The organism is Salmonella sp. 32082101201600294FB01SM01 (assembly GCF_017572865.1).
Lineage (GTDB): Bacteria > Pseudomonadota > Gammaproteobacteria > Enterobacterales > Enterobacteriaceae > Salmonella > Salmonella enterica.
Map to the genome: position 1 here is coordinate 80,551 of NZ_JAGESB010000003.1, position 11,688 is coordinate 92,238.

Genomic DNA, 11,688 nt, shown 5'->3' on the forward strand with positions numbered 1-11,688 from the left:
CCGGCCTACAGATCCTCAACGGATGTAGGCCTGATAAGCGCAGCGCCATCGGGCAGGATCATCAGGCAACTCAAGGAGTCTTGTTGTGCTAATCATTGAAACCCTGCCGCTGCTGCGCCAGCATATCCGTCGTCTGCGTCAGGAAGGCAAACGCGTCGCACTGGTTCCCACCATGGGCAATCTGCACGACGGTCATATGAAGCTGGTCGATGAGGCAAAAGCCCGGGCTGATGTGGTGTTCGTCAGCATTTTCGTCAATCCGATGCAGTTTGACCGGCCGGACGATCTGGTGCGTTATCCGCGCACGCTGCAGGAAGACTGTGAAAAGCTGAACAAGCGCAAAGTCGATTATGTCTTTGCGCCAGCCGTTGAGGAAATTTACCCGCAGGGGCTGGAAGGCCAGACGTACGTTGATGTTCCCGGCCTCTCCACCATGCTGGAAGGCGCCAGCCGTCCGGGCCACTTCCGCGGCGTCTCGACCATCGTCAGCAAGCTGTTCAACCTGATCCAGCCGGATATCGCCTGCTTTGGCGAGAAAGATTTCCAGCAACTGGCGCTGATTCGCAAAATGGTGGCGGATATGAGTTATGACATTGAGATCGTCGGCGTGCCGATTATCCGCGCCAAAGACGGCCTGGCGCTCAGCTCACGTAACAGTTATCTGACCGCAGAGCAGCGCAAAATTGCGCCAGGTCTACACAACGTGATGAATAGCATCGCTGAAAAACTGATTGCGGGTAATCGTGAGCTGCAAGAGATTATTGCCATTGCCGAACAGGAATTGAATGAAAAAGGCTTCCGTGCCGACGACATTCAAATCCGTGATGCCGACACGCTGCTGGAACTGACGGAAACCAGCAAACGCGCCGTGATTCTGGCCGCCGCCTGGCTGGGTCAGGCGCGTCTGATCGATAATCAAAGCGTTACATTAGCCCAGTAGACAGGGGTTAAAAATCGGGCAATACTGCCTGAGAATTTCCAAAGCAGGCCACAAGCGCCTGCTTAGTCAAGATAAACGACAGGGTATAGATGTTATGATTCGCACCATGCTGCAAGGCAAGCTCCACCGCGTAAAAGTCACGCAGGCGGACCTGCACTACGAAGGTTCCTGTGCCATTGACCAGGATTTTCTCGATGCCTCCGGTATTCTGGAAAACGAAGCGATTGATATCTGGAACGTGACCAATGGGAAACGTTTCTCAACCTATGCGATTGCGGCTGAACGCGGCTCCAGAATCATCTCGGTGAACGGCGCGGCGGCGCACTGCGCTGAGGTTGGCGACATTGTGATTATCGCCAGCTTCGTCACCATGTCTGATGAAGAAGCCCGGACATGGCGGCCGAAAGTGGCCTACTTTGAAGGCGACAACGAAATGAAGCGTACCGCGAAAGCCATTCCGGTCCAGGTTGCCTGATAGTCCTTACCCCTGCGGCTGGTTGCTGATCAGCCGCGACATGGTTTCCAGCGAATCCGTGCGTAAAATATACAGCCTTTTGAGCAGCATCGGATTATCTCCCGGCTTCACCTTCCCTCTCACCGTGGTGACCGCCAGATGGAAACCGGCGTCTTTTGCTGCTTTGATCGCGGTCGCGTTATAGCCGCCAAAGGGATAAGAAAGATAAAATACGTGCGGAGTAAACTGTGCGAGCGCCCGCCGCGAACGTTCAAAATCAAACAGAATATTATGGTAGCTGCGGCTATATAAAATCGGACGACGATGCCCATCTACCCGGTGTAAAAAGTGGGTATGCGACTGAAAATCAAAAACATCGCTTATCTTGCGCAACTCGGACACGCTCATAAATTGCAGCGACCTGGGATTCCATTTTTGCGGATGGCGCTTAATACGCGATGAAATAATAAATGCCGTCGCTTTCATACCGTACTGCTTTAATACCGGATACGCATAGCGACTCACCGATTTAAGGCCATCATCAAAGGTGATAGCCACCGCGCGCGCCGGGAAATTCGCGCGGTTATGGATGTAATCCTCCAGTTGGTACATCGTCAACGTGGCATAGCCGCGATCGCGAAGCCAGGTCATTTGGTTGCTGAATGCCCGAACCGAAGTCGTGGTGGACGTATGGCGAAAACGGGTATTCTCTTCATCACGTAAGATGTGATGATAGGTCAAAATCGGAATGCCGTTGTCTTCCTGCGCATCCATGGCGCTGACATACGCCAGCCTGTCGCCAATACGGATCTGATACCAGGTTTGATGTAGCCTGCCTTTCAGCTTACTAATAATGGGGTAACGCAAGTTATCCACCAATACGCCAAACGGGGCGCTACTGATGTCCGGCGCGTTATACACCGGCGTGTCCTTCCAGGTCACCAGATTCTGATTGCTGAGCGGCTTGTTAAGATCGCCCAGGCCATCTTCCACTTTTTGTTTTCCCTGCACAGGTTCCAGATGGCCTTTATCGATAAACCCCTCGCCGAAGCCGAATTTAAAGGCATAATAATCAGCCGCAACAGGCGTTACGGAAAGAATTTGTCCGGCGCGGATATTCCCTACGGTCACCATTTTATCGCCAATCTGCGACCAGATGGCGGCGTCTTTCGTCGTTTGCATATAACGAGCGGGCAAGGCAGCCAACACATTACCGGAGAAAAAGAACAGCAAGATAAGAACAACGCGCATAACCATATATCATAACCGAGGCGAAAAAACGCCGTTATTGTAGCAAAAGCGTCGTCAATGGTATTGATCAAAACTCATACAAATCATGTAGCAATACAAAAGGCGGGTTTTTCTGCTGCTGATGCCAGAGACTGGTGACATCCGGCGCGCCAAGCGCGACAATCTGGTCGCGAAATGCTGAACTGCTCATCGACTCTCGCAAAGGAAGCATTTCCTCTATCAATGAATAGCTGACACCTGAAATGACTTCACATTGAGAATGTTTATGGCTCATCAGCGACGCTACACGATAAGGCGCCGCGCCGGAAATGTCGGTTAAAAATATCACGCCTTCACCGGAGTCGGTGGCATGGAGGGCATCACACATCATACGGCTCAACATGTTTGAGCTCACGCCGCGCCAAAAATTGACCGCCCGGCATTGCGCCAGCGGACCATTTTTTCTCTCCAGGCGATCAAGCATATCCTGTGCGCGATCGTCATGGCAGGTAATCACCCATCCCAGCATAACTTCTCCTCCATTGAGCTCCAATCCAGCATGTCAGCATGTTTTTTTGGCCGACAACACTCTATGACCACGATCATTTTTTATTCAAAAAAATTTGCATTATTTTTAAAAATGTTCGCAGCCTTCATAGAATCTGGCCCATTGAAAGTATAATCACGGCAATTATTAAACAAACACCCACCAAAACAATCAATAAGATATATATTATAAATATTTTATATTTATGTATTCTGAATTTTTCTTCGCGCCGCAAAAATCATCGAACATCATATTTACTCATTCGGGAATAAAAAGAACAATAACTTTCCACACAATAAATATTGCTACTATGTCAATATTTATAATATCTTAAAGGATCAAAGATAATGAAACTCACCTTAAAAACACTCGCTGTGGCACTGGCTGCCATCACCCTCTCCCCCGCCGCGCTGGCAGACACCGCTAAAGACGGCACCGTACATATCACCGGCCTCATTCAGCAAAACGCCTGTACGGTAAAAACGGATTCAGTATTAATAGAGGTAACATTACAGAACGAATTTGCCTCTCTTTTTACTGCCGCAGGGCAAACGGCAGGGGATAAAGGCTTCACCATCGATCTCGAAAACTGCGACGCAAACATCTACAGCAATGTACAGGCGCGCTTTGAAGGTACGCTCGACGGAACCGATGCGACCATCCTGAAAAATGAGGCTGATGCTCAGAATATTGGCGTGCAAATTCTTGATAAAACGGGTGACAGTACGCCAGTGACCTTTAACGATCTTCAGGCATGGTCTTCCGCAGTCGCGCTCCCTACAGAAGAGGGGGTGACGACACTCTCAATGCCTTTCACCGCCCGCTATATCGCCACCGCGGTTCCCGTTGGGTCGGGAAATGTCGATGCAAGCGCAACATTCTATCTGCAATATAACTGATCCTGGCGGCCAGCGTCGGCTGGCCCATTTGTTTATTGAGGTCATCAATGAATTCATTGGCTAAAGCAGGGTTGCTTTGTTGCCTGTTGTGCAGTTCGCTGGCGCATGCCGCAGGGATAAACATCGGCGCAACGCGGGTTATTTTTCACGGCGATGCCAAAGATGCATCCATATCGATAAGCAATAGCGACAACGTTCCCTATTTAATTCAGTCCTGGGCGCAATCGATCAGCGAAACCGGGGCGATCGGCGATGCGCCGTTTATGGTCACCCCGCCGCTTTTTCGCCTTAATGGCGGGCAAAAGAACGTACTGCGAATTATCCGTACCGGCGGCAATTTGCCGGAAGATCGCGAGTCGCTGTACTGGCTGGATATTAAATCGATTCCCAGCAGCAATCCGGACAATAAGCACAATACGCTCATGCTGGCCGTTAAAGCGGAATTTAAGCTGATTTACCGGCCAAAAGCGTTAACCCAAAAGCCAGAAGAGGTTGCCGATCGGTTAACGTGGTCGCGTCAGGGTCGCACGCTCACCGTGAAGAACCCCACGCCCTATTATATGAACTTCGCCACCCTTTCCGTTGGCAGTCAAAAAGTAAAAGCCCCGCGCTATGTGGCGCCTTTCGGCAACGCGCAGTACACGCTGCCTGCCGCCGCCAGCGGCCCGATCGCCTGGTCTATCATCAACGATTTTGGCGGTACTGGCCCCGAACATAAACAAACGCCTTGAGAAGAGTGACAGGGATGAGAGTGCCGATGCGCAAAGGGCAACACAGGGGATTTTATTTATCGCGCTGCGCTGTGTGTATCGCGCTGGGCAGCACGTTCGCACATGTTGCATGGGCGCGCGACTATTTCAATCCGGCATTTATTGAACACCATGGGCAGGCGAATCGCACAAGCGTCGATCTGTCGACATTTGATAACGACAAAAGCCAACTTCCTGGCACCTATTACGTCACTATCATTATCAACAAAACAGAAATCGGCGCGCGAAACGTTGATTTTCAACTCACGACGCTCAGTGACGGTCAACAGGCATTACAGGGCTGTTTACGGCTTCAGGAACTAAAAGATAGCGGCGTCAAAACCGACCTTTTTCCAACGCTGGAGAGTGAAAAAAGCTGCGTCAATCTCAGCGCTATCCCCGGCGCCAGCCAGCAGTTTGATTTTCAGCAACAGGCATTATCGATAAGCATCCCTCAACTCTACATCGCCAACAACGCGCGCGGCTACGTGCCGCCGGAAAAGTGGCAGGAGGGGATTACCGCGCTAATGCTGAACTACAGTTTCAGCGGCTATAAAGAGTACGGTTCCAGTGAGGATTCCGACGATGCGGAATCGAAGTATCTCGCTCTCCAGCCGGGTTTTAACCTCGGGCCGTGGCGTTTTCGCAACTACAGTAACTGGAGCGCAAATAACGGCGAGAGCGGTAGCTGGAACAGCGTTTATAACTATTTACAGCGCGACATTATCGCGCTGAAAAGCCAGTTCACCGCCGGAGACAGCAATACGCCATCCGACGTGTTCGACAGCGTACCTTTTCGCGGCCTCCAGCTTACCTCTGACGATCAAATGCAGCCCAACAGCCAGCGTGGTTACGCCCCGACGATTCGCGGCATCGCCCGTTCAAACGCGCAGGTTATCGTGCGGCAAAACGGTTATATCGCCTATCAAACTGCCGTTTCGCCGGGCGAATTTGAAATCAACGATATGTTTCCCACCGGCAGCAACGGCGACTACGACGTGACGGTAAAAGAAGCCGACGGTAGCGAACAGCATTTTATCGTGCCCTACTCTTCGCTGCCGATTCTGCAGCGCACCGGACGGGCAAAATACAGCGTGACCGTGGGTAAATATCGTGATTACGACAACCACACGCTGGACGACTTCGGCCAGGCGACCCTGCTGTACGGCCTGCCGTGGGGTATCACGCTGTACGGCGGCAGCCAGATTGCCGGCGATAAATACCAGTCCGTCGCCTTCGGCGTCGGGCAAAATATGCAGATGCTGGGGGCCATTTCCCTGGACGGTATCTGGTCGCACGCCAAATTTGACGATGGCCGCAAAGAAGCCGGGCAATCCTGGCGCGTCCGCTACAGCAAGGGCGTCGTCAGTACGGGCACCACGTTTTCGCTGGCCGGCTATCGTTACGCCAGCGAAAACTACAATTCGCTGAGCGAGGTGATCAACCCGGACGACGATTTTTATGATAACTACGGCAAGCGCCATAATCGTTTCGAAGCTTCAGTCAACCAGCAAATTAGCGATACGCTCGGTTCCTTAACGCTAAGTTGGGTAAAAGAAGATTACTGGCACAGCGCGCAGCAGATGGAATCTCTGAGCGCCAACTACAACAATAGCTGGGGCCCGGTGAGCTATACGTTAAGCTACAGCTATAACAAAAACACCTACCAGTACCGATCGGATAATGACGATGATGATAACGACGACGATCGTTATAACCAGAACGATCGGCTGTTCACGCTGTCGCTGCATGTTCCGTTTACGGTGTTCGATTCCAGGCTATACGCCAGCTATATGCTGAACACGCGTAAGCACGATGCTACGGTGAACAGCACCACCCTTAGCGGCACCGCGCTGCGTGACAGAAACCTGAACTGGTCGTTACAGCAGAGCCACAGCACACAAGACGGTGATTCCGGCGGGGTAAACGCCAGCTACAAAGGCACTTATGCCAACCTCAACGCCGGTTACAATCAGTCGCCAGATAGCCAACAGGTCAGCTACGGCATCAGCGGCGGCATTCTGGCGCACGAAAACGGTATTACCCTGAGCCAGCCAATTACCGGCGCGGCGATTTTAATTAAAGCGCCCGGTGCCAGCGGCGTTTCAGTTGAAAACCAGACCGGCGTCGCCACCGACTTCCGGGGTTATACGGTGATCCCCAACGTCACTCCGTATTATCGCTACGATATCTCGCTCGACAGCAGCACGTTTGCCGACAACGTGGATATTCCGCTCAACAACCAGACCGTCTACCCGACGCGTAATGCGGTGGTGCGCGCGGCGTATGACACGCATAAGGGCTATCGCGCGCTGTTAACGCTGACGCGCAGCAATGGCGAGCCCGTGCCCTTTGGCGCGACGGCAAGCGTCGATGGGCAGGATGCGAACCTGGCCAGTATCGTCGGCGATAAAGGCCAGGTCTTCCTCAGCGGCCTGCCGGAAGAGGGCCTGCTCCTGGTGAACTGGGGAAGCGCCTCTTGCCGCGCGGATTACCGTCTGGATATCAGCAAAAATATGAACGGCATCGTGATGGCGAACGCCGTCTGCCAGTGAGGAACACAATGAAGAATTTATGGATGCTGCTGGCATTGTCGCTATTTTCAGGCCATGCGCTGGCAGACGGAACGATGGGCAACGGAAGCGGCTGGTGTCAACCAACCAGCGGCACGCATGATTTTCCTTTTAGTTTTAATCAAACCATTACCGATACGGATGGGAACCAGACGGGAACCATCGTTGAAGAGCACTGGTCAGCAGGCGGAGAATATTCGGCTAAATGCGACTGCGATAACAGTGATTATCGCGGGTACAACTATTTCACCGCGACCACCGGCGATCTGACACAGAAAGGCACGCACAGCGAGACGCGATACTACGGACATATGGATTACTATGTCCTCGTGGCAGGCAAACTGGAAATTGGTACCGAAGCGTATATAGCCGGGAAGCTTGGCGAATATATTCCCGTCCCGTTTTCCTCAATCAGCAATAATGATGCCTCCGCAGGCGGCTGTGGCGATGCAGAAATGAAATCAATGACGGCGGGCAATAAAGGCACGGTAAGGATTTATATTACTCATCCTTTGGTCGGAGAAATCTCGATCCCGCAAACAACGATCATGAATCTCTATTTATCAAAAACGCCGGGCAGCAGTGGAGATAATATTCCCCCCTCCGTTCCCCCTATCGCGCACGTCACCATGTCCGGGACCATTACCGTGCCGCAGTCCTGTTCCATCAACGCCGGGCAGGTTATCGAGGTCAGGCTGCCGGATATTGAGGGCAAAGATATTCGTCACCTCGGCGACAGTCCGCAGAACTCGCACGTCACCACTCAGGTAAACTTTACCTGTAGCAACGTGGCGGACGGCACCAACCTGTCAATGTCATTGAATGGAGAAACCGATCCGCACAACCCGGAATACCTGAAAACCGACAATGAGAATTTAGGGATACGGATTTCCGATAAATACGATAAGACCATCGTTCCCGGCGGCAGCGCCGAATTGCCGATTGAAGATTACGCCGACGGTAGAGGCAGCACCGAGTTCACCGCCGCGCCGGTCAATACCACCGGACATGTTCCCCACACCGGAGAATACCAGGCTACCGCCACGCTGGAGATTCAGATTCGCTGAGAGAAGCGTTGGGTTTCAGCAAGCCTCCCCCTACAGACCCGTAACCCATTGATATTACGGCCCCGTAGATGGGGTGAAGCGAAGTGCAACCCAACGCCCCATCTCCCCTGTCAACACTTAACTGCGCAAACCACGCCCACGCTGGATCAGCGACCAGCACAGCAGGTAGAAAGCGGCGATAAAGATCACCAGTACACCAAACGTCGTCACCAGCGGCACATCATGGATACCCAGGAAACCATAACGGAAGCCGCTGATCATGTAGACGATCGGGTTCAGGTGCGACAACCCTTGCCAGAACGGCGGCAGCAGCGTCAGCGAGTAAAATACCCCGCCGAGGTAGGTCAGCGGCGTCAGCACAAAGGTCGGGATCAGGCTGATATCGTCAAAGGTTTTCGCAAACACGGCGTTCAGCAGTCCGGCCAGCGAGAACAGAATCGCGGTCAGAATCAGCGTTAGCGCGACAAATACCCAGGAATGCACCTGGAAAGGCACAAAAAAGAGCGAAATCGCCGTCACCAGAATCCCCACGCACAGCCCGCGCGCCACGCCGCCGCCGACAAATCCGGCGATAATCACGTGCGTTGGTACCGGCGCGACCAGCAGTTCCTCAATATTGCGCTGAAACTTGGCGCTAAAAAATGACGACGCGACATTCGCGTAGGAGTTAGTAATAACCGCCATCATAATCAGGCCCGGCACAATAAATTGCATATAGCTAAAACCATGCATTTCGCCGATGCGCGAACCGATCAGGTTACCGAAAATAATAAAATAGAGCGTCATCGTGATGACAGGCGGCACTAGCGTTTGCACCCAGATCCGCATAAAGCGGTGGATCTCTTTCGCCCAGATGCTTTTAAGGGCAACCCAGTAAAGCTGCATCATACGCGATCTCCTTGTTTTTCATGCACCAGCGACACAAACAGTTCTTCCAGACGGTTGGCTTTATTACGCATACTTAATACCTGAACCCCCTGCTCGCTCAGTTGGCTAAAAACGCTGTTAACCCCCTGCTCGCGCAACACTTCAACCTCCAGAGTCGAGGTATCCACCAGACGATATTGATAACCCGCAAGCTTAGGCAGCGGGCTTTTTGGCGCTAAATCCAGAATAAACGTCTCCGATTTCAGCTTTGAAAGCAGATTTTTCATGGAGGTATTTTCCACCAACTCGCCGTGCTGAATAATACCGATATTGCGGCACAGCATTTCCGCCTCTTCCAGATAGTGGGTGGTGAGAATAATCGTGGTGCCTTTGGCGTTTAAGTCTTTCAGGAATCCCCACATCGAGCGACGCAATTCAATATCGACGCCCGCCGTCGGCTCGTCGAGAATCAATAGCTTAGGCTCATGCATCAATGCGCGGGCGATCATCAGGCGGCGTTTCATCCCACCGGAGAGCATCCGCGCGCGTTCATGACGTTTTTCCCACAGATCGAGCTGTTTTAAATACTTTTCGCTACGTAAAACCGCCTCTTTATGTTCCACGCCGTAATAACCGGCCTGATTCACTACGATCTGTTGCACCGTTTCAAACGGGTTAAAGTTAAACTCCTGTGGCACCAGTCCAAGCTGTCGCTTAGCGTTAACCACGTCTTTTTCCAGGTCGTAACCAAAAACATTAACGCGCCCGGACGTTTTATTAACCAATGAGCTGATAATACCGATGGTGGTCGATTTCCCTGCTCCATTTGGCCCCAGAAGCGCGTAAAAATCCCCCGCTTCGACCTGCAAATCTATGCCGCGCAGCGCCTGAACGCCGCCGGGATAGGTTTTTTTAAGTTGTTGAAGTTCCAGCGCAATGGTCATAAATTCTCACTTACTTTACGTTCTTACACTTTATATATGGTTTAAATAACTACGGAGTTGCCCTATATTAGCCCAACGCACTTATTTGGTTACAGGTCGTTAACTTCCATGAAAGACATAGATACACTCATCAGCAACAATGCACTATGGTCAAAAATGCTGGTGGAAGAGGACCCCGGATTTTTTGAGAAACTGGCGCAAGCGCAAAAACCGCGCTTTCTATGGATTGGATGTTCCGACAGCCGCGTTCCCGCAGAGCGTTTAACCGGGCTTGAACCGGGCGAATTGTTTGTTCACCGTAATGTGGCTAACCTGGTTATTCACACCGATCTGAACTGTCTCTCCGTGGTTCAATATGCGGTAGATGTTCTGGAAGTTGAGCATATTATCATTTGCGGCCACTCCGGTTGCGGCGGTATCAAGGCTGCGGTAGAAAACCCTGAGCTGGGCTTGATTAATAACTGGTTGCTGCATATCCGCGACATCTGGCTTAAACATAGCTCGCTGTTGGGAAAAATGCCCGAAGAGCAACGTCTGGACGCGCTCTATGAATTGAACGTCATGGAGCAGGTCTATAACCTGGGGCATTCCACCATTATGCAGTCAGCGTGGAAACGCGGGCAGAATGTGACCATTCACGGCTGGGCGTACAGTATCAATGATGGCCTGCTGCGCGATCTTGACGTCACCGCCACCAACAAAAAAACGCTGGAGAACGGCTATCATAAGGGTATCTCCGCCCTAAGTCTGAAATACATTCCCCACCAATAAGCCATTAGCTATAGGCCGGATAAGTCGCTTTAGCGACGCCATCCGGCATTTCTGCTCTTACTCGTCCAGCAGCACCACTTTACCAACATACGGTAGATGGCGATAACGCTGGGCGTAGTCGATACCGTAACCGACTACAAATTCGTCCGGAATCGAAAAGCCAACGAACTCAACCGGCACGTCCACTTCGCGACGAGACGGTTTATCCAGCAGCGTACAAATCGCCAGCGATTTCGGCTCGCGCAGGCCCAGGATTTCACGGACCTTCGACAGCGTATTACCGGAATCAATAATGTCTTCGACAATCAGCACGTCTTTACCGCGAATATCCTCATCCAGATCTTTGAGGATTTTCACGTCGCGGGTGGTGGACATGCCGCTACCATAACTGGAGGCGGTCATAAAATCGACTTCATGAGGAACCTGGACTTCACGGCACAGGTCCGCCATAAACATAAATGAGCCACGCAACAGACCTACCAGCACCATTTCACTGCCGCTGTCTTTATAACGTTCGGTAATCTGACGACCCAGCTCGGCAATACGTGCTTTGATCTCCGCTTCGGGGATCATGACTTCAACAGTATGTTTCATATTTATAACCATATGATTTAAAAACAAATCACTCAATGCCGGTGACTAATAAC

The 11,688-nt window shown here is 51.8% G+C and carries 12 protein-coding genes; 7 read left to right on the top strand and 5 right to left on the bottom strand.

Annotated features, from left to right (window positions below; genetic code table 11):
* Positions 1-85: 85 nt before the first annotated feature.
* Together panC and panD are read left to right on the top strand one after the other, a co-directional pair.
* Positions 86-940, top strand: coding sequence for a pantoate--beta-alanine ligase (gene panC, locus J4645_RS13685; RefSeq protein WP_000905340.1), 855 nt, complete (start codon positions 86-88; stop codon positions 938-940).
* Positions 941-1,034: 94 nt separating this feature from the next.
* Complete coding sequence (gene panD / locus J4645_RS13690; RefSeq protein ID WP_000621526.1) at positions 1,035-1,415, top strand: aspartate 1-decarboxylase; 381 nt, start codon at positions 1,035-1,037, stop codon at positions 1,413-1,415.
* 6 nt (positions 1,416-1,421) lie between these two features.
* Here the strand turns inward: panD and J4645_RS13695 are convergent, their stop codons facing one another.
* Positions 1,422-2,651 (bottom strand): polysaccharide deacetylase family protein, encoded by a 1,230-nt coding sequence (locus J4645_RS13695; RefSeq protein WP_000245330.1) that lies wholly within the window; start codon positions 2,649-2,651, stop codon positions 1,422-1,424.
* A gap of 61 nt (positions 2,652-2,712) precedes the next feature.
* Positions 2,713-3,153, bottom strand: coding sequence for a PTS sugar transporter subunit IIA (locus J4645_RS13700; protein ID WP_000901969.1), 441 nt, complete (start codon positions 3,151-3,153; stop codon positions 2,713-2,715).
* 365 nt (positions 3,154-3,518) lie between these two features.
* Here J4645_RS13700 and J4645_RS13705 point away from each other — a divergent pair, with 365 nt between their 5' ends.
* Genes J4645_RS13705 through J4645_RS13720 form a run of 4 tightly spaced genes read left to right on the top strand, consistent with a single transcriptional unit; the run spans position 3,519 to position 8,459 of the window.
* Positions 3,519-4,070 carry a fimbrial protein gene (locus J4645_RS13705; protein ID WP_000779119.1) on the top strand — a complete coding sequence of 184 codons (552 nt, stop codon included), beginning with the start codon at positions 3,519-3,521 and terminating at the stop codon, positions 4,068-4,070.
* Between the two features lie 47 nt (positions 4,071-4,117).
* Positions 4,118-4,801 carry a fimbrial biogenesis chaperone StiB gene (gene stiB, locus J4645_RS13710; RefSeq protein ID WP_023136514.1) on the top strand — a complete coding sequence of 228 codons (684 nt, stop codon included), beginning with the start codon at positions 4,118-4,120 and terminating at the stop codon, positions 4,799-4,801.
* A 26-nt stretch (positions 4,802-4,827) separates the two neighbouring features.
* Positions 4,828-7,374: a fimbrial outer membrane usher protein gene (locus J4645_RS13715; RefSeq protein ID WP_023214754.1), complete on the top strand. Its 2,547-nt coding sequence runs from the start codon at positions 4,828-4,830 to the stop codon at positions 7,372-7,374.
* 8 nt (positions 7,375-7,382) lie between these two features.
* On the top strand, positions 7,383-8,459 hold the full coding sequence (locus J4645_RS13720) for a fimbrial protein (protein ID WP_000794035.1): 1,077 nt from the start codon (positions 7,383-7,385) through the stop codon (positions 8,457-8,459).
* 117 nt (positions 8,460-8,576) lie between these two features.
* On the opposite strand, the gene J4645_RS13725 is transcribed toward J4645_RS13720, so the two are convergent.
* Positions 8,577-9,347: an ABC transporter permease gene (locus tag J4645_RS13725; RefSeq protein WP_000983418.1), complete on the bottom strand. Its 771-nt coding sequence runs from the start codon at positions 9,345-9,347 to the stop codon at positions 8,577-8,579.
* Positions 9,344-10,270: an ABC transporter ATP-binding protein gene (locus tag J4645_RS13730; protein WP_023215508.1), complete on the bottom strand. Its 927-nt coding sequence runs from the start codon at positions 10,268-10,270 to the stop codon at positions 9,344-9,346. The genes J4645_RS13725 and J4645_RS13730 overlap by 4 nt, the downstream gene beginning before the upstream one ends.
* A gap of 108 nt (positions 10,271-10,378) precedes the next feature.
* On the opposite strand from J4645_RS13730, the gene can reads away from it, so the two are divergent.
* Positions 10,379-11,041: a carbonate dehydratase gene (gene can, locus J4645_RS13735; RefSeq protein WP_000651590.1), complete on the top strand. Its 663-nt coding sequence runs from the start codon at positions 10,379-10,381 to the stop codon at positions 11,039-11,041.
* Between the two features lie 57 nt (positions 11,042-11,098).
* Here the strand turns inward: can and hpt are convergent, their stop codons facing one another.
* On the bottom strand, positions 11,099-11,635 hold the full coding sequence (gene hpt, locus J4645_RS13740; RefSeq protein ID WP_000683342.1) for a hypoxanthine phosphoribosyltransferase: 537 nt from the start codon (positions 11,633-11,635) through the stop codon (positions 11,099-11,101).
* Positions 11,636-11,688 lie beyond the last annotated feature (53 nt).